This is a genomic window from Niallia sp. Kr1, assembly GCF_050389805.1.
In the GTDB taxonomy this organism is placed as follows: Bacteria; Bacillota; Bacilli; order Bacillales; family Cytobacillaceae; genus Bacillus_BD.
Window position 1 is genome coordinate 2,582,015 of record NZ_CP130945.1, and the last position, 21,032, is coordinate 2,603,046.

A 21,032-nucleotide genomic window follows, 5' to 3' on the forward strand; every position below is an offset into this window, starting at 1 on the left:
GAAACAGGAGAACCGTTCCCTGTTTTAAAAAGGTGGTTTACAGGAATGAAGCTTTATCTAAATATATTCATCGCCTTCTTTCGTTCGGGGATGTTAGGCTTTGGGGGAGGACCATCAGCGATTCCGCTGGTTCATAAAGAAGTGGTCGGTACATTTAAATGGATGAATGATGAGGAATTTAGTGATGTATTGGCGCTTGGAAATACACTTCCAGGTCCGATTAATACAAAAATGGCTGGATATATTGGCTATCGAGTCGGAGGCATCAGGGGATTAATCGTTGCCCTAATCGCCGCCATCTTTCCAACTGTTCTATTAATGCTGGCATTACTAACTTCCTTTAATCAATTTAGGGACAATCCGAGAGTTCAGGGAATGACAGATGCTGTTGTTCCCATTGTGGGCGTGATGATGGGTGTGTTGACCTGGAGTTTCTTGAAAAAAGCAAAGAATGGATTAGGTTGGAAAAACGGTATCATTCTACTTTTTGTCAGTATAATATGTATTGTCGTGCTTCACATACACCCTGGTATTGTTATTGGTGTGTTGTTGGTCGGGGCATTGATTTTACCTGAAAAGAAAAATAAAATGGAAGTTAAAGTCGAAGGAAAAAGTGAGAGTCTATGATTTATTTACACATATTTTTGGCGTTTTTTATCCCGGGAATATTAGGTTATGGAGGCGGACCGGCTTCGATTCCGTTGATTGAACATGAAGTCGTAGACCGGTATGGGTGGATGACCACAAGTCAATTCAGTGAGGTATTGGCGTTAGGAAATTCCTTGCCAGGTCCCATTGCTACGAAAATGGCTGGATATATCGGGTTTGAGGTTGGCGGAGTCCTTGGTTCGTTTGTCGCCTTGTTTGCAACGGTGGCTCCGTCCCTAATATTAATGGTTGTATTACTAAGTTTGATTTATCGGTATAAAGATTCCCCAAGAGTCAAGAGGTTGTCAAAAGTGGTTCTACCGACTGTTGCTGTCTTAATGGGAACCCTTACCTTTGATTTTTTTTATGAATCTTATTTTACAAATGGTCTATGGGAAACCCTTTTTATTGCCATTTTAACCTACTTTTTATTAGAAAAGTGGAAGGTGCATCCAGCCTTTGTGATTGTCGGAGGACTGGTGTTTGGAGCGATCTTTTTAGGATAAAAGTACAGAAAGAAATCGAAAGCACAGGTTTTCTTTTGAAAGCTTGGCTTTTATTCTTTATATTCTATAACATGTAAAAGTTCACAATACTTTACTATTTCGTGCTGAACTCAGAAAGAGTATAGAGTGGATTGTAGTTTTTTTACTAGTATATTCAAGCGATATTCCTTCGAAAATAATTGGAATCATCGGGGATAATTTTTTCGAAATAATGATAATAGTTGAAACTTATTGAGAACGATACCGTATTAAAAAACAAACAGGAGAAGTGGTGTGAGTATGGAGAATAAAAAATGTTCTAAGTGTGGAGGCATTGAATTCGCAGAAGGAACAGATTATATGCCGATTAAACTTAGCAAAATGTCTATAAGTGGTTCAAATAAAATTTACACCTTTTGTTTAGATTGCGGAGAGGTTTATTCAATTCGCATTGAGAATACAACGATTTTTAAAAGAAAATAGAAAATGGTTAAGTAACGGATAAATAGGAATAAGGGAAACCCTCAATGGGGTTCCCTTAATTATAATTATTTATCAACATTAACAAATAACACCCCCATGATCTAGGTCATTCTATCATTGCCCTCTCCTCATTTAATACTTTTCTCTCTCTATTAAAAGTTTGTTAATAGTTTGTTCATAATTCCTAACTAAAATGAAAATACAATCATTGATAGATTTTCCAATAGCTAGGAGGAAAAAGGATGAATCCATATAATGAACAAAATAATAGTAGAGTCGAAGCACCTCAAAAACAGAGAAAGCCTAGAATAAAAGGATTTATGACAACTTTAGCCGGAGGAATCATTGGGTCTGTTCTAACTTTAACGGTTGTTTCGAATACAGATTATTTCCCAGCGTTTAATGGGGAAAATGAACAGCAGGTACCAGGACAGCTAGAAAATACGACTACTAAATCGGGTGCAGTTAACATTCAGCCAACCTCAACAACTTCATCCAATTCGATTGCGGATATGGTCGACCAAGCATCAAAATCGATTGTTGGGATTGTAAACAGGCAAAAACAAACCTTAAATCAGGGATTCTTCACACCCAATAAAAACCAATCGGAAACCGTGGAAAGTGGATCTGGTACGGGAGTGATCTTTAAAATTGATGGAGAACATGCCTATATTGTTACAAACAATCATGTCATTGAAGGGGCCCAAGAAATAGAGGTTACGGTCCATGGTGGAGAAAAGACAACAGCCGAGCTTATCGGTGCCGATTCTTTAACCGATCTTGCCGTTTTAAAAATTGACGCAAAATATGCTAGTCAACCATTAGAGATTGGGAATTCTGATTCGTTACGAGCAGGTGATACCGTACTTGCTATTGGGAATCCACTTGGACTAGATTTATCCAATACCGTTACACAAGGAATTGTGAGTGCGGTCGATCGTACAATTGCAGTTTCGACATCAGCAGGTAAAAGGGACTTAAATGTCATTCAAACCGATGCTGCGATTAATCCTGGAAATAGTGGAGGGGCTTTAGTAAATACTTCCGGACAATTAATGGGAATTAATAGTTTGAAAATTGCTGAGGATGGAGTCGAAGGATTAGGCTTTGCGATTCCAAGTAACGACCTTGTCCCCATTATTAATGAAATCATGGAAAAAGGGAAAGTGGAAAGACCCTATATTGGGGTGGGCTTAGCGGATCTTTCGCAAATTCCACAAATATATATACAGAATCTTCCGAATGAAATAGAAGGTGGAGCTGTCGTAACAAACATTGATCCCAATTCAGCGGGGGCAAAAGCGGGATTTCAAGTTCAAGATGTGATTGTTTCGATTAATGGTCAATCCATACGAAGTTCGAATGATTTACGAAAATATTTATATACAGAACTTGAGGTAGGAGATCAAGCAAGTTTCGAGGTATATCGAGGCAATGAAAAGAAAACCATTGATTTAACATTATCTAGCAGTCATTAATCATGGTATCTAGCGAGAAATTGGTACAAGTAAAAGGGAGCAACAGCTTCCTTTTTTGTTTTTTTAAAAGAGTTAAGAACTTGGATAATAGTTGCACAAACTTGGAATTCGTTTTAAGTTAAAAAAGAAGATTGCAATGAATGTATATTTTAGGAGTTGGCGTTACATGAGGATATTAGTTATAGAAGATAATGAGAGTGTGGCTTCCATGCTAGAAATGTTTTTTGCAAAGGAAGGTATAAAAGGAGAATTTATTAGTGACGGATTGGAGGGATACGAACACAGTAAATCGGGAAAGTGGGATGTGATCATCATTGACTGGATGCTCCCTGGTATGGACGGCATGACCATTTGCCGAAAAATCCGCGAAGAAAAAAATACCGTTCCGATTATCATGTTAACCGCAAAGGACAGTGAATCAGACCAAGTATTGGGCCTTGAAATGGGGGCGGATGATTATGTGACGAAACCCTTTAGTCCATTAGCTTTAATGGCAAGAATTAAAGCTGTAACACGTCGTTATCAAGCAAACAATGTGAGACAAGTAGACAATGCTATTTTAAAAACTGCTTATTTTGAGATTAATAAAGACACACGTGAAGTTTTTCTTCACGGTCAACCCATTAACCATTTAACCCCAAAGGAATTTGATCTGTTAGTTTATTTTGCACAGCATCCGAAACAAGTATTTTCTAGAGAGCAATTATTGGAGCACGTTTGGGGCTATGAATTTTATGGGGATGAACGGACGGTTGATGTTCATATTAAAAGACTGAGAAAAAAAGTAGGTACTGCAAATCAGCCATTTTTCCATACGGTTTGGGGAGTCGGCTATAAGTTTGATGAGGTTTTAGTAGAAAATGAAATTTAAATATATTTATCAACAAATTTCAAGTCATATTAGTATTATCATTGTGGCATTTATCGTGCTAAGTGTATTGTTTTCCCATTATGTCGAAACATTAGTTTATACCGATAAGGCAGAAGAATTAACGGAGTATGGTGAAAACATTATGAAAGATCTGGAAATGAGAATCATGGATCGAGAAGTTTTATCTGATTATAGTCATATATTAGCTGGTAGGAAAATTGAATATATGATATTTGATGAAGACAGGAGAATCATTTATCCAACTGGTGGACGTATCATTTTAAAAGATGCAGAATGGAACAAAATTAAACAAGGTCAAACCGTAACGGTTAAGCAAGACAGGAACCGATTTGACCAAGCCGTCACTTTTGTGTTACTCCCCTATGTGAAGGATGGATTTTTTCTAGGTGGTATCCTATTGGCTTCCCCTATAAGTGGTTCAAGAGAAATGATCTCACAAATTAATCAATATTTATGGTATGCCGTTCTGATCGCACTGGCCGTAGCGTTATTATTGAGCTGGGTATTGTCAAAGATTCATGTGAATCGAATTAAAAAGCTTCAAGAAGCCACTTCTTTAATTGCGGCAGGAGATTATTCTGTTAGATTGCCTTCTTCGAATTTTGATGAAATCGGTGAACTTGGAGAAGATTTTAATCATATGGTAGAAAAGCTTCATCAATCCAATGAAGAAATCGAGAGTTTAGAAAATCGAAGACGTCAATTTATGGCCGATGTATCTCATGAGCTACGCACTCCATTAACGACCATTAACGGGGTGATTCAGGGAATCAAAAATCATATGATTCCTGAAGAAGAAAAAGAGAAAGGCATGGAACTGGTCAGTAAAGAAACCAAACGGTTAATTCGATTAGTCAATGAAAATCTCGATTATGAAAAAATCCGCTCCAATGGAGTAACATTAAAGAAAACGGAAATTGAACTGGTTGAAGTGTTAGAAATTATTAAAGACCAATTAGAAATGTTAGCAGACGAGAAAAACACTACGATTCTTTTAGAAGTTGAAGAATATGTAACGATTTACGCAGATTATGATCGACTCGTACAAATTTTGATTAATATTACAAAAAATAGTATTCAGTTTACGGAGAATGGGAGTATTACCTTAAGGGGAAAAGTGGGTTACAAAGGAACAATAATCGAAATTGAAGATACAGGAATTGGAATTGATCCTGAAGAGATCGAAAACATTTGGGGTCGTTTTTATAAGGCGGATATTTCAAGAACATCTACCCCTTATGGTGAATTTGGACTCGGGCTTTCGATCGTGAAAAAACTCGTTCAACTTCATGGCGGTGACATTCATGTTTATAGTGAAAAGGGAAAAGGGACTAAATTTGTCATGAGTTTTCCTATTAAGAAATAATTTCTCAAAAGAATACTAGCAGATAAATTTTTTCAGATAACAAATAAAAGAGCAGTATCATGCTGCTCTTTTTATTTGTCTAGAAAAATATTTTTTAATGTCTGAGCATGAACTTTATCTAAATCTCCGTAGCCTTCTTTTTCATTGTTGCTAATAATTGTTGCTGTATTGTTTTGGTTGAACCAAATCTGGTATTCAAATAATCTATCAGGCATATTCTCGTCATACTTAAAAAACAAAGTTGCCTTTACATCTTCTTTTCTATCCATGCTAGGCTGAACATTTGGTTCCCATTTAATGTGGTCGAATGTTTTTCTTATTATATCGATCGTTTCTTCATCTGTAATCATTACATCTTCTTGATCACTTTTATTACCATTAACCACTTCAACATCTACTCTAGTAAGTTGATCCAAGTGAAATTCTTTTGGAGTTTTATTGGTGCAACCAGTTAAAAATGCTGCAAAAATAAGACTGATGATAAGGTAAACATGGGTCTTCTTCGACATAAAAATCCCCCCTTCTATCTAATAACAAAGCCCCTTATTGAATTATATAATATTTTAAAACCTTTAACGATCTCAAAAAGTATGTCATTTTCTCTCAAAGTAGAGGACTTGTTATCGTAAAATACGTCTGTGTATGATGAAAAGTCATAAACCCTTCTATTTTTGTTAATAGTTTGTTCATATTTGCTTGATATATTTTTTTAGAAAAGAATAATAGCTAGCTAACGGAGGGAATCGATTGTTTAAGAATCTAGCAAATAAAAAAATATATTTATCTCTAGTCGTAGTAATGGTTATAATAGTAGCAATCATTTTTGGTACGGCATTTACTCCAAAAGAAACAGTAGCATCCGTAAATGGGGAGCCCATTACAAAAGATGAACTTTACGAAGTATTAGCAAAGCAATACGGAAGGGGTACACTAAGTTATTTAATCGATAATAAAATTGTAGAGATTGCTGCTGAAAATAAGAATATTTCAATAACTGATAAAGAAATTGGTACAGAAATGAAAAAAATTATTGAAGCAAATGGGGGAGAAGACTCGTTCTCTTATGCTTTAGAACAGTCAGGGATAACTGAAAAAGAGATTGAAACCGATATTGTTAATTATTTGAAGATCGTTAAGTTATTAGAGTCAGAAGTTGAAATCACTGATGAAGAAATAAAAACACATTTTGAAGGAAAATAAAGAATCCTACAATGAGCCCGAACAAGTAGAGGCAAGTCATATTTTAGTAGAAGATGAGGCAACAGCAAATGAAGTAAAAGAAAAACTTGATAAGGGTGAAGACTTTGTGGATCTTGCAAAGGAATATTCTACTGATACCTCTAATGCTGATAGCGGCGGTGAACTAGGGTATTTTCCAAAAGGTACCATGGTAGAAGAGTTTGAAAATGTAGCTTTCTCCATGGACAAAGGCGCGATTAGTAATCCAGTAAAAACGGATTTTGGCTACCATATAATAAAAGTAACAGATAAAAAAGAGGCAAAAGAAGCAGTATTCGAAGACCATCAAGAGGAAATTAAGCAAATCTTATTTGACCAAGAAATTTCGGAAGCATATAGTACTTGGATAACGGAACAAAGAGAAAAATTTGAAATAGAGAACTCATTAGAAAATTAATCGTTGTCATGATTTTATGAAATGTTCATAATTAGTTCATCACTTTTTTAAAAAATGGGCAATCTAATATCTGTAAATAATAGCAAATTTAGGAGGATATTTACATGATAAAAAGATTGTCTATTTTTATGCTTTTCTTTAGTCTAATCACTACAGGGGGATTGATTGTTTCAGCTCAAACCCTCTCAAGTATGCCTAAACAGGCTATCGATAAAAGGAATCATCACCAAGACAAAAATATGTTTTTAAAACAGCGTGCTGAAGAAATGGGGATTTCTACAGATGGAAAAGATACAGAAACGCTTTTAAAGGAAATCAAAACCCAATACATAAACATGCATGCTCAATCTTTAGGGATTAAAACAGAGGGAAAAGATTTAGAAACGATCACAGAAGAGTTAAATATGAAGATTTTAGAGGAAAAAGCAAAAGAATTAGAGATCAAAACTAAAGGCAAAACCCGGCAAGAATTAAAGGAAGAGGTTAGAAAGGTTTATTTGAATAACAAAGCAAAAGAACTGGGAGTTACGACAGAAGGAAAAGACATACATGAATTATGGAGAGAAGTAAAAGAAGTTGAAATAAATAATAAAGCAAAAGAGTTAGGGGTGTCTATGGAAGGAAAGGATCTACATCAATTAGCACATGAGGTTAGAGAAGCTGAAATCAGAAGAGAAGCTGAGGAACTGGAAATTTCCTCAGAAAGGAAAGACAGTTTCGAACTAGCACAAGAAGTGAGAAAACGAAAAATCATGGATACGGCTAAAAAACTAGGAATTAACACTAAAAATCGGACTCATTTTGAGATTTCAAAAGAAATCCTCATTCACCATCGAGAAGAAGCATTAAAACAAAAGTTATTTCCTCATGGTGATCGACTTTTTAGATAATAAGGTTTCTATATCTAAAAATATTGCTTGATTGATAGAAGAATGAATGGTATGATGAATTACAATTAATAAAATAAATGAATAGCGATAACTTCTTATCCAGAGTGGTAGAGGGACAGGCCCGATGAAACCCGGCAACCATCAAGTCAATCTTTTGATTTGAACGGTGCTAATTCCTGCAAAGGTAATTACCTTTGAAAGATAAGAGAAACAAGTATGTTAACATACAAACCTCTCTTTATCTTTAAAAGAGAGGTTTTTTAATGGAGAAGAGGCTTATCGCTCAAAAGGAGCGAACTGAAATGGAAAAAGCAGTATTTGGAGCAAGTGGATTTTTTAGTCAAAAGGCATTTATTACAAGTTTTCGAGGGATTGAAAATGTACGTATTGGTCATCAAAGAGGCATTGACGTAGTCGAAATCTGGTTTAATCCATGGAAGGTTTCTTATAAGGAATTATTGGAATTGTTTTTTGATCTTCATGATCCAACATCTAAAGAAGGGCAGAAGAATCAATCCTTTATTTTCTTTTCCGATCATCATCAATTAACGTTAGCTAAACAAAAGAAAAACGAGCTAAAGCAGGTATTTAAGGATCAAATCATTACGAAAATTACACCAGCATTTGAACAAGAGAGGAATTTAGAAGGATTAATATAGGTTCATTTTTAGTGACAGGATCATGGAATGAATGTATAATATATAAAACCAATAGGAAAGGTGTGGTTTTATGACTGAGACCATTCGTTCTATTCCAAGACCGCTTATAAAAACAAATCAATCGGTAATTGTCATTAGTGTTTTATTATCTTGGATGACTCAAAACGAATTTATTTTGCTTATTCCATTAGTAGCAGGATTATCAGGACTCCTGTTCGGCTATAATCCGATTATGCAATTTGCGAAACGATTTTTGAAGAAACCTATGAATAGCTATGTTCCAGAGGATTGGGAACAGCAACAGTTTAACCAAAAAATTGCTGTTTTCTGTCTGGCTGCAGGATTTTTAAGCTTTTTACTTGGATGGACTGTGGCAGGGTATATCTTTACGATTATGGTTGCTACTGCAGCATCCATCGCTATTTTAGGGTTTTGCATAGGTTGTTTTATTTTATTTCAGTGGAAACAGTTTCAATATAGACGTTCACAACAGTGACGAATTTTCAAACTTAAGAAAAGGCACTTCCTGCTATGGAAAGTGCTTTTTTAATCAGATTTCATTCTAATTTTTCAATCGCAATGGTCTTGATAAACCATGAGTAAATAGAAATAGACTGAAATTGATGCAACTGAATTCAAAGAAACAGATTATTTTCTATTTCGTCAAAAGAAGAGTAATATAGTAATATATTTACTTTTTTGAATTTTTTGAGGAGTGATACATTTGAAGGCGCAAGTCATTCGTTCTTTTGGGGATGCATCTGTTTTTGAATTAACAGAACTACCTACTCCAGAAGTCAAACCGATGCACGTTTTAATTAAGGTAAAGGCTACGGGTTTAAATCCGCTTGATACAAAAATACGCAGCGGTCTTTTTTCTGGTTTAGCTCCTGCATTTCCAGCCGTTTTACATGGGGATGTGGCTGGAATTGTAGTGGAAGTTGGAGAAGGGGTTACGGATTTTCAAACAGGTGATGAAGTTTACGGTTTAGCGGGTGGTGTGAAAGGAACAGGAGGGGCTTTGGCAGAGTATATGCTAGCTGATGCTAGATTACTAGCTCATAAACCTAAAAATTTGTCTTTTGCAGAAGCGGCTGCTTTGCCTGTTGTGGCAATCACTGCATGGGAGGCTCTTGTTAAACGGGCGAACATCCAAGCCGGAGATGAGATTCTCATTCATGGTGGTACAGGTGGAGTCGGACATATAGCTGTCCAGTTAGCCAAATGGATCGGTGCAAAGGTATATACGACCGTTTCCACACCCGAAAAAGCTCAACTGGCGAAAGAATTCGGAGCCGATGTCGTGATTAATTATAAAAACACGCTAGTCAAAGACTATGTGGATCAATATACCGGTGGAAAAGGATTTAACTATATTTTCGATACGGTCGACCGTGAAAATCTGGATCGTTCGATCGAAGCTGCGTCTTTATATGGAACGATTGTTGCTATAGCAGTAAGTCAAGATTATAATTTAAGACCTTTTCTTTTAAAATCACTGAACTTCCATGTTGTTTTTATCGAGATTCCTCTTCTTCATGAGGAATTCCGTCACATCAATGGAGAGGTATTGAGGAAAGTAACACCGATTATCGAAGAAGGAAAACTTCGTCCATTAATCGATCCAAACACATTTACCTTTGATGAAATAGCACAAGCACATGAATATTACGAAGCCAAAAAAGCAGTCGGCAAAATTGTATTAGAAAACAATTGGTGAAAAAGGTGACAGGCACCTTCCAGTATTTGGAAGGAATCTGTCACCTTTTTTGTAGCCGTTTCCCGGAACCCAACATAAATTAATCAAAAGAATGATTTACTCCAGTAAAATGTTTATTTAGGGAGAGATTAAGATTGGAATTAGATTTCACCATGTATATTAGACAGGATGCTTTTATTTTAGTACCTGTGTTAATTTTCATTGGTATGTTTTTAAAGCAAACCCCTTATATTCCACCTTGGACCCATGCTTGGATTCAACTTTTATTTGCAGTCATAGCTTGCCTTTTATATTATGGAATTGAAATTCAATCGGTAGTCCAAGGGATCCTTGTCACTGGAACAGCTGTGATCTCAAGGGATCTTATCCAAAATACAAAAAGCGGTCTAAACTATTTTAAAAATAATCAAAAAGATGACGAAATGAAGAAGTGACAGGCACCTTCCTGAAACTGGAAGATACCTGTCACTCTTTCTACGAAATAAATAAAAGTTCTTTTTCTTGTTGTAGTTGATTGATAGGTTTTACCTGAAGGTCTTGGTCGACATACACGATGTATTTTTCGCTAAATTGTCTTGGTGACGTTAAGCCTGCGGCGGCGGCTAACATATACAGTTCTTCACGAAGGGTCGTGATATAGTTCGTTACTCGATATCTTTTCTCATCGATGACTAAGGCTTTTTGCAGTTTAGGATTTGTCGTTGCAACCCCAACAGGACATTCATTGGAATGACATTTTTGTGCCCCAATACAACCGACAGCAATCATTAGCCCCCGAGCAATTTGAACGACATCAGCTCCCATGGATAGCGCAATCGCGATCCGGTCAGGTGAAAACAATTTTCCACTCGCAATGAGGGTTACTTTCTCACGTACTTTGTACTTCTTCAACACTCTTTGCGCAATCATTAATGCTGCCTTGATCGGTAGCCCGACTGAATCCGCCATGGCTTGATAGGTGGCCCCTGTACCGCCTTCTCCACCGTCAATTGTAATAAAATCAGGGTGTCTGTTTGTACGTGCCATATAGGATACGAATTCCTCAAACGTTTCTTCACTGCCAATGACAAGCTTAATGCCTACCGGTTTTCCTGATACTTCTCGAATTTGTTCAATAAAGTCCATCATGGTGTCCATATCATGAAACTCTTCAAAACGGTTTGGTGAATCCACGGTTTTATATGGTTCCACTCCACGAATTTCAGCAATCTCTGGTGTAACTTTAGATCCTTCGATATGACCTCCTCGTATTTTCGCGCCTTGTCCAAGCTTTAATTCAAAGGCTTTCACCTGTGGCAGGATCGCTTTTTTACGAAGCTCTTCAAATGAAAAACTACCATCCGGATTTCGTAATCCAAATTTCGCAGGACCAATCTGTACAATGATATCTGCTCCACCTTTTAAATGATGAGGTGAAAGTCCTCCTTCTCCAGTGTTCATATACGTCCCAGCATCTTTTAATCCATAAGAAAGAGCTGTAATGGCGTGATCACCTAGTGCACCATAACTCATGCCACTCATGGCAACCGGACTCTTTATCACAAAAGGGGTGCGGCAAGTATCTTTTCCCATGATAATTGCATCTTGATCCCAATAGCGCCAAGGCTTTAACTGTGCCTTTTCACTATGCTCATGTCGTGCAAAAAGAGTATCTTTATCTTCGACATACTTTCTCGTTTGAATCAACACTGCATTATCGGCATGTAAATCGTTGATTTGTTTAGCAAAAAAGGCATTTCGAATATAAAATCCAGGCTTTTCAAAATCACGCTTACTGCCAAAAGCAATAATGGTTTTGGCGTATTTACCAGCTTTTACGATGAATTGAAAATCAATCCGTGAGAACGGTTTTCCTTCATGATCACCTTCGAAAAAATACTGCCTTAATTCGGGACCGATATGTTCGGAAAGATAGCGAATTCTAGCTAGAACTGGAAAGTTTCTTCTAATCGAATGCTGAGTTTGGGACAGATCGTTTTTTCTAATTTTAAATAATATAACGCTTATAAATACTATGGTTATTAAACTCATAAGCAAGATGAATCCTATTCCAATCGTAACAAAGATTGACATACCATTCATTTTTATTTCCCCCTGCTGTGTTATTATACTATTATACTTTGATTATATAATATTCGAAAAATTCTTTCTACTATTAAGACTGTAGAAATAGAGAAAATAACGTAAGAGATAATATGAACCTCGTATACATTCAAAAAACTTATTCATAAAAATGGAATAATTAGGTTGTATTGATTGTTTGTGAATGAATGATTAACAGTTTTTGAATGTTTATGAATGATTTTGATTGACTTATCTTGTGATTATGAGTAAAATAATAATTGTACAAAGGATGAAAACGTTTTATTGAGGTGATTAATCTTGTTAGAGCCAGAACGCCATCAATTAATTATAGATTTATTGAAGAAAAAGAACACGGTTAAGCTGCAAGAACTTGTTGAGTTAACAAATACCTCAGAGTCAACAATCCGACGAGATTTAGTACAATTGGAAAAAGGTAAATTGCTAAAACGAGTTCATGGAGGCGCGTCTCAATTGCAAGGAATGCTTCAAGAGCCATCCATGAATGAGAAAACAGCCAAAAACGTTCATGAAAAACAACAAATCGCTCTATTTGCGGCTAGTTTGGTGGAAGAAGGAGATTCCATTTATTTAGATGCCGGGTCTACTAATTATGAAATGATTGAATCCTTACCAAAGAATATTGTAGTTGTTACAAATGGACTTATGCACATAGAGAGACTACTTGCTAAAGAAATTAAAACCTATTTATTGGGTGGATTTGTAAAACCGACAACAAGGGCGATGCTCGGGAGAGGTGCTGTAGAGAGTCTTAAAAATTATCGTTTTGATAAATGTTTTATGGGAGTGAATGGGATTCATCCCGAATATGGCTATACAACACCAGATCAAGAAGAAGCACTAATCAAACAATTAGCGATATCTTTATCGAGAGATGCTTATGTTGTAGCGGACGAGTCTAAGTTTTCAGAAGTGGCATTTGCTAAAATCGCTCATTTGAAAGAAGCAACAATCATTACCAATATGCAAGATCCTAGTTTACTCAAACTTTATCAAAGTCAGACAAAAATAAAGGTGGTGACTCCATGATTTATACGGTTACATTGAATCCCTCTGTGGATTATATCGTTGAATTAGAACAAGTAAGAATAGGAGAGTTGAACCGGACGAAAAAGGAGTCCAAGTTTCCCGGTGGAAAAGGGATAAATGTTTCTCAAGTTTTAAAGAGATTGAATGTTGACAGTACGGCATTGGGATTTGTTGGTGGGTTTACAGGAGATTATATTGCGAACTATTTACATTCCCTAAAAATCGCTACAGACTTTGTCAAAGTGGAAGAGGATACAAGAATCAATGTGAAGATTAAGTCCGAAGAAGAAACGGAAATTAACGCTAAAGGACCTAAGATTACGGTGGATGATTTTGAAGCATTAAAGAATAAAGTTCGAACGCTCACCAATGAAGATACTTTAATCTTAGCGGGGAGTATCCCATCAACCATGCCAAACCATACGTATGAAGAGCTTGTGAAAATTTGCAGCGAACAAGTAGCAAGTTTTGTAGTAGACGCAGAAGGTGATTTATTACGCAAGGTTCTCCCATACAAGCCGTTTTTGATTAAACCGAACCATCATGAACTTGGGGAAATATTTAATACGGTTATAACAACACCTGAAGAAGCGATTCCATACGCAAACGAACTAGTCAAAGAAGGCGCGCGAAATGTCATTGTGTCATTAGGTGACAAAGGGGCTGTCTTCATCAATCATGAAATCGTTCTATATGCAGATGCCTTACAAGGGGAAGTCAAAAGCACGGTTGGCTCAGGCGATTCAATGGTTGCAGGGTTTGTAGCAACTTTTGAAAAAACAAATTCTTTAGAAGATGCCTTCCGTTCTAGTGTTGCTGCTGGGAGTGCCACAGCCTTTTCCATCGGGTTATGCACGAAAGAAAAAATAGAAAGCCTCCTATCACAAGTAAAATTAGAAAATAAGAGATAGTAAAGGAGAATGGTTGGCTATGAAAATAACGGAATTGTTAACAAAAGAAACAATCCATCTTTCTTTAAAAAGCACACAAAAAACAGAAGTAATGGGAGAACTGATCACGGTATTAGATAATGCGGGAAAATTAAACGATCGCCATCAATATAAAGAAGCGATATTAGCAAGAGAAGCACAAAGTACAACTGGCGTCGGTGAAGGGATAGCGATTCCACATGCAAAAACAAACGCCGTAAAACAATCCGCTATCGCATTTGGAAGATCCAAAGAGGGGATTGATTTTGATTCCTTCGATGGTCAGCCAGCACAACTATTTTTTATGATTGCCGCCACAGAAGGCGCAAACAATACTCATTTAGAAGCCTTATCAAGACTCTCGACGATTTTATTAAAAGAGGATGTTCGTCGGGAGCTTTTAGCAGCAAGTACAGCGAATGAAATACTAGATATCATTAATCGAAATGATGTAGAAGAAAAAGAGGAAGAACAGGTTGAAGAGCCAAAATCTACTCATCGAAAATTTATCGTAGCAGTAACGGCATGCCCAACGGGTATTGCACACACTTTCATGGCAGCGGATTCTTTAAAGGCAAAAGCGGAAGAATTAGGTGTTGATATTAAAGTAGAAACAAATGGTGCTGGTGGAGTTAAAAATGGTTTAACCTCACAAGACATTGAGAGGGCAGAAGCGGTAATTGTCGCAGCCGATAAAGCAGTTGAGATGGACCGCTTTAATGGAAAACATGTTCTAGAAACAAAAGTGGCAGATGGATTCCGTATACCAGAAAAATTAATTGAAAAAGCCTTACATCATGATGCGCCGATTTACCGTGGGTCAGGAAATACAGAAAAAGGCGAGCATACAGCAAAAGGAAATGGAATTGGTGCAACCCTATATAAGCATTTAATGAGCGGTGTATCCAATATGCTTCCGTTTGTCGTTGGAGGCGGAATCTTAATCGCCATCAGCTTTATGTTTGGGTTTAATTCATCCGATCCCAACGATCCATCTTATAATGCGTTTGCAGCAGCATTAAATACAATCGGAGGCGGATCTGCATTTTCTTTAATGGTACCAGTTTTAGCTGGTTTTATTGCATCAAGCATAGCAGACCGACCAGGTTTCGCCCCAGGGATGGTTGGCGGGATGCTGGCAACAATGGGTGGAGCCGGGTTTTTAGGCGGATTAGTTGCAGGTTTCCTTGCTGGTTATTTAGTCATCGGATTGAAAAAGTTACTTAAAGGTTTGCCAGCTTCAATTGAAGGAATTAAAACGATTCTATTATATCCATTATTAGGGATTGCTTTCACAGGACTTATTATGCATTTTGTCATTAATAAGCCGGTTGCGCTATTAAATACTGCAATTACGGAATGGCTTTCTAGTTTAGGGACAGGAAATGCAGTACTATTGGGAATTATTTTAGGATGTATGATGTCCTTCGATATGGGTGGTCCGGTTAATAAAGCGGCATATGTCTTTGGTACAGGCTTATTAGCAAGTGGTGTATTTGCCCCAATGGCAGCGATTATGGCTGCTGGAATGGTGCCGCCATTAGCCATTGCAATCGCTACAACTCTATTTAAAAATAAGTTCAGTAAAGATCAACGAGATGCAGGAAAAGTAAACTATATTATGGGATTATCTTTTATCACAGAAGGAGCGATACCTTTTGCGGCAGCAGACCCGATTCGAGTCATTCCAACCCTTATGATTGGTTCAGCAATTGCTGGAGGATTGACCATGTTCTTCGGTATCGGGCTTCAAGCTCCACATGGAGGCATATTCGTATTCCCGCTTGTTCAAGGAAACTGGCTACTATACTTACTTGCTGTCATTATAGGGTCCGTAGTCTCAGCGATACTATTAGGACTGGTTAAAAAACCAGTAAAATAAAAAAGGGTGACAGGCACCTTCCATAAAATGGAAGGTGCCTGTCGCCCTTTCTGCTCTTAATATGATATTATGAAAGAACTAACTTAAGGAGATTTATAGCATGATTGTAAGACAAGCGACGGTTGATGAGATGGTAAGGCTTTGGTATAAATTCTATACTTCGGAATTTTTTAAGGAAAATATTCAGAAAGGAAATGCAGAATTTTGGGCGATCGAACATCACAACAGACTGATTGGCGAATTATATCTTTTCAAACATCTTAACGATCATGATTTTGCTGATGGAGATTCAACTGCCTATCTTTATGGATTTCAAGTCGAGGAATTGATGCGAGGAAAGGGCCTTGGAACCATGCTGATGAACCATGTATTACATAGATTAGTTGATTTAGATTTTAAATACGTCACCATCGGTGTTGAACCAGATCATGAGAAGAATTTACAATTATATAAGAGGTTGGGATTTACAGAAAAAATCAAAACGGTCAGCAAAAATCCATGTGATGTTAATGAGGATTATCTACCCACTACCGGACCGGAATATCTATTACTGCGAAAAACGCTGTAAATTTACGGAACTTCTGCTTTTATACAATGTTAAAAATATAAATGCAAACACCAATCATAAAAGGTATAATGAATAAAAAATCGAATGTTCCCTAAAGAAGGTAAATTCTGAAAAGGAGTAAATATGATTAATAAAATAAAAGCTTTACCGAAAAAGGCCGCATTTGGAATTGGGATGACTTTAATATTTGTTAGTGGATTTTTGTTACCAAATGATAATTGGACTGAAATGATCATTAAAGGGGTTATTTTTGGAATTGCTTTCATATTTATCGCTGCAGCGGCAGATAAAAACCATTCGCGTAAGGATCAGCAAAAATAGATGAAATCTGATTCAATGAATCAATACAACTATATAATGATTTTCGAAAAATAGTGATGGTCTGTTCAAATGGACGGGCTTTTTTCTTTATTAAGAAATCAAGTATGTGGCTAATTCTTTTTTTATGGATAACGCTTATAGTCTTATAATTATTCTGTTAATTTTTTAAATTTTCTAATATAATGAATAGGGATGACGGAAAGGGAAAGGGTGATTAAATTGTTGGATTTGTTGTTAATTGTAATGCCGGCGTTTCTTATTTTCGGAGCAGGTTTTATTGGACAAAGGGTGCTAAAGTTGGATATTAAATCGATTTCGACGATGTCGCTTTATCTCATGCTTCCGTTCTTAACATTCGATACTTTTTATTCCAATGAGCTCAATATTGAATACTTTTATATGTTTTTATTTACATTTATACTTGCCCTTATTATGGTTATTTTAACCGTGACCTATGGTTTTTTTATTAAGGCAGATAAAACTCAAATGTCAGCTATGTTATTAGGTACAATTTTTCCAAACAGTGGAAATTACGGAGCGCCAGTTGCCATGTTTGCTTTTGGAACAGTCGGCTTTCAGTATGCCGTCATATTCATGGTGATCCATGCATTTTTAATTAATACGGTGGGGATATTTATTGCTTCCTATGGGAGTGAAAAGGCAACGTCGATCAAGGAATCCCTAATGCGAGTGCTAAAAATGCCAGTGCTTTATGGTTTTTTATTCGGCGTATTATTTCAAGGATTTCATATCGAATTGCCTGCTACGATACAAGATGGGATTCGTTTAGTAGGTTCGGCTTCAATCCCGACTGTCATGTTAATTCTCGGCATGCAGCTCGCAGAAATCAAACCACAAAAATTCGAATTAAAATATGTGAACTCTGTCACGATTTTCAGAATGTTAATATCACCACTTCTGGCTGTGGTACTTGTTAGTTTCATGCCAGTCAATGATATGATCAAAAATGTTTTCATTCTCTTAGCAGCTATGCCGATTGCGGCTAATACAACGCTGTTAGCTGTACAGTTTAATGTAAAACCGGATTTAACCTCGTTTATGACACTAGTGACAACCTTAATAAGCCTAATAACCATCCCACTTACGATTTTTTTCATTCGTTAAAGGCTTAGGTGACAGGCACCCTCCAATTTTTGGTAGGACCTGTGCCATCGACTTTATATTTTTTTCTCATTATTTTCACATGTATGTCTTATGAAGAAATCGTATCACGTGATTTCAAGAAAAATGATGAGTTGGTCGGTCAATATGGTGTTTATTTGGAATGTATTATTTTCACTATACATCGGGCTTTTAAAAACTGTTATAGGAACTTAATTGAGAAGTTTTCCCGTTCTAATGTTATAATCTTCTATATTTATTACATACGAGAGGATTGAAAAAGAAATATGCTAACACGTTACAAAGTAATTTTAAGTTTTGTTATGCTTGCCGTCATTTTTTCTTTAACAGGTTGTGGGGATGTTAATAATGAATCGGACAATACAACCAATTACGCATCAGCGGTAAAAGAAAAACCAATTGTGACGATTACCATGGAGAATGATGAAAAGATTGTGTTGGAACTTGATCCTTCCGTTGCACCTAATACAGTAGCTAATTTTGTATCTTTAGTAGAAAAAGGTTTTTATGATGGGCTAATTTTTCACCGTGTCATTCCTGATTTCATGATTCAAGGAGGGGATCCTGAAGGAAACGGAACGGGTGGAGCGGATTATTCCATTGAAGGGGAATTTTCCGAAAATGGTATTGAAAACAATTTAAAACATGAACGTGGAGTGATTTCTATGGCACGTTCAAATAATCCAGACTCAGCAAGTTCTCAATTTTTCATCATGGTAAAAGATTCACCACATCTAGATGGACAGTATGCCGCTTTCGGAAAAGTTATAGAAGGAATGGAAACGGTTGATAAAATTGTTTCCGTCAAACGTGATCAAATGGATAAACCATTAACAGAGCAAAAGATTAAGTCAGTTACCGTTGATACGAAAGGTTTTGATTATCCCGACCCGGTGGTTCGATAAACTATGAAACCTTTTCCAAACTCATTCGTAATACAAGTAGGAGGTGTATTACAATGAAGAAATACATCGTATTTTTGCCCAGTTTTGCTGTATTTTATGGGTTGTTCCAAATTGTATCAGGTCTGGTTCTCACGGCACTACATACACCGAACCTTATGGTCATGAATCCCGCGCTAAGCAATGAAGTGACATTTGGACAAACAGGAGCTTTACCTCTAATAACCCTATTATTTGTTGCAACAATGGCTTACTTCTTTACTGAACAGGTCACAAGGATGAAACTAAAAAGAGTTTTTATTAAGAAATAAATTTAAAGTTCAAAACACCGTCGAATTTCGAGATGGTGTTTTTCTATTTTTTTACAAAAATTTACTATTAACCTTCATTTAATCTTTACCAAATTCAACCCAATATTACATATTTCCCTGATATAATGAAGCGATTTTTGAATACCTTAATATGAATGCCAAGTTAGGAGGGGTAGGGATGAGAGCGATTGTTTCAACAAAGTATGGCAGCCCAGATACACTCGAGTTAAAAATAATAGAAAAACCACAACCAAGTGATGATGAGGTATTAGTAAAAATACATGCGTCATCTGTAAATCATGGGAATCTTGTCCTGTTAAAAGGCGAACCATGGTTAGCACGGTTGGCTTATGGGCTATTTAAACCAAAATATCCCATTCCAGGTGGGGATATGGCAGGTACGGTTGAAGCGGTAGGGAAAAACGTGACCCAATTTCAGCCGGGAGATGAAGTATTTGGAGATTTATCAAGCTGTGGCTGGGGAGCATTTGCGGAATATGTTTCGGTTCCTGAAAATGCGATTGCAACAAAGCCAGCAAATGTATCGTATGAGGAAGCAGCAGCGGTACCAATGGCAGCTGTTACAGCTCTACAGGCATTGAGGGACAAAGGGAAAATGAAATCAGGGCAAAAAATATTAATTTACGGAGCCTCTGGTGGTGTGGGAACTTTTGCAGTCCAAATCGCAAAGGCATTTGATGCTGAGGTAACCGCTGTCGTTAGTACAAGAAATGTCAAAAGGGTAAAAGAGCTTGGAGCAGATCATGTGATTGATTATAAAAAAGAAGATATAGAAACGCTTAAAGAGCCATTTGATCTCATCATGGGGGTGAACGGAACTCGCTCGATTTCCACTTATAAGAAATTATTAAAAAATCCTGGAATCTTTGTAAACGTCGGTGGTGGATCAGTGAAACAGCTACTTCAGACGATGATAATGGGACCGATTAGTGGTGATAAAAAAGTAAGCAGTTTTATGCAAAAGCCAAGCCAACACGATCTTATTGTTATTAAAGAATTAATCGAAGCGGAAAAGGTAAAACCAATAATCGAACGGAAATATTCATTAATAGATGTTCCTGAGGCACTCAATTATTTCGCCGAAGGACATTCACAAGGGAAGATTGTCATTACCATCTAAATAGGTTGCAAGTAAAGTTAACTAAATATTCAAAAATAGGGGGATTAAAATGAACAAATGGATTCGGGTATGTGAAATTCTACTAGGTCTTATCTTTTTAGGTGCAGGCTTAAATGGTTACGCCGTATTGTTTGGTTTTGATCCATTCGCTCCGACAAGCCCAGCTGCAATGGATTTTTTAGGGGATGGTTATTTATTGGCACTTGAAAAAGGAGTCGAAATCATTGCGGGAATTTTATTGTTGATTGGCAGGTTTGTGCCACTTGTATTAACTGTATTAGCAGGTCTTATCGTTAATATTTTAGCCTTTCATATTTTTGTGGATCCGGAATTGCTTTTATTAGCTATATTTATCACATTATTAGAGGTCATTCTCGTTTGGAACTATCGAGATCGTTTCATGGGATTATTGAAAAGCAGGTCTACGAATTAATCATAATCTATAA

Annotated in this window: 25 protein-coding genes and 1 riboswitch; of the genes, 23 read left to right on the top strand and 2 right to left on the bottom strand. The window is 36.7% G+C overall.

The features are described from left to right. Positions 1–45: 45 nt before the first annotated feature. From Q5760_RS12445 to Q5760_RS12470, 6 genes are all read left to right on the top strand, one after another. Positions 46–627, top strand: a complete 582-nt coding sequence (locus Q5760_RS12445; RefSeq protein ID WP_428907967.1) for a chromate transporter — start codon at positions 46–48, stop codon at positions 625–627. Further along, positions 624–1,154 (top strand): chromate transporter, encoded by a 531-nt coding sequence (locus tag Q5760_RS12450; protein WP_428907968.1) that lies wholly within the window; start codon positions 624–626, stop codon positions 1,152–1,154. Before Q5760_RS12445 ends, Q5760_RS12450 begins: the two co-directional genes overlap by 4 nt. A gap of 279 nt (positions 1,155–1,433) precedes the next feature. Beyond that, positions 1,434–1,616: a hypothetical protein gene (locus Q5760_RS12455; RefSeq protein WP_428912569.1), complete on the top strand. Its 183-nt coding sequence runs from the start codon at positions 1,434–1,436 to the stop codon at positions 1,614–1,616. A gap of 242 nt (positions 1,617–1,858) precedes the next feature. Then, on the top strand, positions 1,859–3,094 hold the full coding sequence (locus Q5760_RS12460) for a S1C family serine protease (RefSeq protein WP_428907969.1): 1,236 nt from the start codon (positions 1,859–1,861) through the stop codon (positions 3,092–3,094). A gap of 166 nt (positions 3,095–3,260) precedes the next feature. Beyond that, entirely contained in the window at positions 3,261–3,965 is a 705-nt protein-coding gene (locus tag Q5760_RS12465) for a winged helix-turn-helix domain-containing protein (RefSeq protein WP_428907970.1), read from the top strand. Then, positions 3,955–5,352, top strand: coding sequence for a sensor histidine kinase (locus Q5760_RS12470; protein WP_428907971.1), 1,398 nt, complete (start codon positions 3,955–3,957; stop codon positions 5,350–5,352). The genes Q5760_RS12465 and Q5760_RS12470 overlap by 11 nt, the downstream gene beginning before the upstream one ends. 71 nt (positions 5,353–5,423) lie before the next feature. On the opposite strand, the gene Q5760_RS12475 is transcribed toward Q5760_RS12470, so the two are convergent. Further along, on the bottom strand, positions 5,424–5,861 hold the full coding sequence (locus Q5760_RS12475) for a hypothetical protein (protein WP_428907972.1): 438 nt from the start codon (positions 5,859–5,861) through the stop codon (positions 5,424–5,426). Between the two features lie 238 nt (positions 5,862–6,099). Here Q5760_RS12475 and Q5760_RS12480 point away from each other — a divergent pair, with 238 nt between their 5' ends. From Q5760_RS12480 to Q5760_RS12510, 7 genes are all read left to right on the top strand, one after another. Next, a complete protein-coding gene (locus tag Q5760_RS12480) occupies positions 6,100–6,552 on the top strand; it encodes a hypothetical protein (RefSeq protein WP_428907973.1) in 453 nt (150 codons plus the stop codon). Then, positions 6,539–6,988, top strand: coding sequence for a peptidylprolyl isomerase (locus Q5760_RS12485; RefSeq protein WP_428907974.1), 450 nt, complete (start codon positions 6,539–6,541; stop codon positions 6,986–6,988). The genes Q5760_RS12480 and Q5760_RS12485 overlap by 14 nt, the downstream gene beginning before the upstream one ends. A gap of 104 nt (positions 6,989–7,092) precedes the next feature. Then, entirely contained in the window at positions 7,093–7,878 is a 786-nt protein-coding gene (locus Q5760_RS12490) for a hypothetical protein (protein WP_428907975.1), read from the top strand. Between the two features lie 92 nt (positions 7,879–7,970). Further along, positions 7,971–8,086, top strand: a riboswitch (SAM riboswitch). Between the two features lie 55 nt (positions 8,087–8,141). Continuing rightward, the gene (locus tag Q5760_RS12495; protein WP_428907976.1) at positions 8,142–8,537 is read left to right on the top strand and encodes a peptide-methionine (S)-S-oxide reductase; all 396 of its coding nucleotides are present in this window, start codon (positions 8,142–8,144) and stop codon (positions 8,535–8,537) included. A gap of 70 nt (positions 8,538–8,607) precedes the next feature. Next, entirely contained in the window at positions 8,608–9,033 is a 426-nt protein-coding gene (locus Q5760_RS12500; protein WP_428907977.1) for a DUF4395 domain-containing protein, read from the top strand. Positions 9,034–9,261: 228 nt separating this feature from the next. Then, a complete protein-coding gene (locus Q5760_RS12505) occupies positions 9,262–10,257 on the top strand; it encodes a zinc-dependent alcohol dehydrogenase family protein (protein ID WP_428907978.1) in 996 nt (331 codons plus the stop codon). A 134-nt stretch (positions 10,258–10,391) separates the two neighbouring features. Beyond that, on the top strand, positions 10,392–10,691 hold the full coding sequence (locus Q5760_RS12510; RefSeq protein WP_428907979.1) for a phage holin family protein: 300 nt from the start codon (positions 10,392–10,394) through the stop codon (positions 10,689–10,691). 40 nt (positions 10,692–10,731) lie between these two features. Here the strand turns inward: Q5760_RS12510 and Q5760_RS12515 are convergent, their stop codons facing one another. Further along, a complete protein-coding gene (locus tag Q5760_RS12515) occupies positions 10,732–12,339 on the bottom strand; it encodes an FMN-binding glutamate synthase family protein (RefSeq protein ID WP_428907980.1) in 1,608 nt (535 codons plus the stop codon). 300 nt (positions 12,340–12,639) lie between these two features. Here Q5760_RS12515 and Q5760_RS12520 point away from each other — a divergent pair, with 300 nt between their 5' ends. The 10 genes from Q5760_RS12520 (at position 12,640) to Q5760_RS12565 (ending at position 21,019) form a co-directional block, all read left to right on the top strand. Further along, on the top strand, positions 12,640–13,389 hold the full coding sequence (locus tag Q5760_RS12520; RefSeq protein ID WP_428907981.1) for a DeoR/GlpR family DNA-binding transcription regulator: 750 nt from the start codon (positions 12,640–12,642) through the stop codon (positions 13,387–13,389). Beyond that, positions 13,386–14,300: a 1-phosphofructokinase gene (pfkB, locus tag Q5760_RS12525; RefSeq protein WP_428907982.1), complete on the top strand. Its 915-nt coding sequence runs from the start codon at positions 13,386–13,388 to the stop codon at positions 14,298–14,300. Before Q5760_RS12520 ends, pfkB begins: the two co-directional genes overlap by 4 nt. Before the next feature lie 19 nt (positions 14,301–14,319). Then, positions 14,320–16,200, top strand: a complete 1,881-nt coding sequence (locus Q5760_RS12530; RefSeq protein WP_428907983.1) for a PTS fructose transporter subunit IIABC — start codon at positions 14,320–14,322, stop codon at positions 16,198–16,200. Between the two features lie 100 nt (positions 16,201–16,300). Beyond that, positions 16,301–16,768 carry a GNAT family N-acetyltransferase gene (locus Q5760_RS12535; protein ID WP_428907984.1) on the top strand — a complete coding sequence of 156 codons (468 nt, stop codon included), beginning with the start codon at positions 16,301–16,303 and terminating at the stop codon, positions 16,766–16,768. A 123-nt stretch (positions 16,769–16,891) separates the two neighbouring features. Further along, positions 16,892–17,089: a hypothetical protein gene (locus Q5760_RS12540; RefSeq protein ID WP_428907985.1), complete on the top strand. Its 198-nt coding sequence runs from the start codon at positions 16,892–16,894 to the stop codon at positions 17,087–17,089. 243 nt (positions 17,090–17,332) lie between these two features. Beyond that, on the top strand, positions 17,333–18,214 hold the full coding sequence (locus Q5760_RS12545) for an AEC family transporter (RefSeq protein WP_428907986.1): 882 nt from the start codon (positions 17,333–17,335) through the stop codon (positions 18,212–18,214). 284 nt (positions 18,215–18,498) lie between these two features. Continuing rightward, complete coding sequence (locus Q5760_RS12550; RefSeq protein WP_428907987.1) at positions 18,499–19,137, top strand: peptidylprolyl isomerase; 639 nt, start codon at positions 18,499–18,501, stop codon at positions 19,135–19,137. Between the two features lie 53 nt (positions 19,138–19,190). Further along, the gene (locus Q5760_RS12555) at positions 19,191–19,445 is read left to right on the top strand and encodes a hypothetical protein (RefSeq protein ID WP_428907988.1); all 255 of its coding nucleotides are present in this window, start codon (positions 19,191–19,193) and stop codon (positions 19,443–19,445) included. 178 nt (positions 19,446–19,623) lie between these two features. Beyond that, on the top strand, positions 19,624–20,586 hold the full coding sequence (locus Q5760_RS12560; protein ID WP_428907989.1) for an NAD(P)-dependent alcohol dehydrogenase: 963 nt from the start codon (positions 19,624–19,626) through the stop codon (positions 20,584–20,586). 49 nt (positions 20,587–20,635) lie between these two features. Beyond that, positions 20,636–21,019, top strand: coding sequence for a hypothetical protein (locus Q5760_RS12565; protein WP_428907990.1), 384 nt, complete (start codon positions 20,636–20,638; stop codon positions 21,017–21,019). Positions 21,020–21,032: the final 13 nt, after the last annotated feature.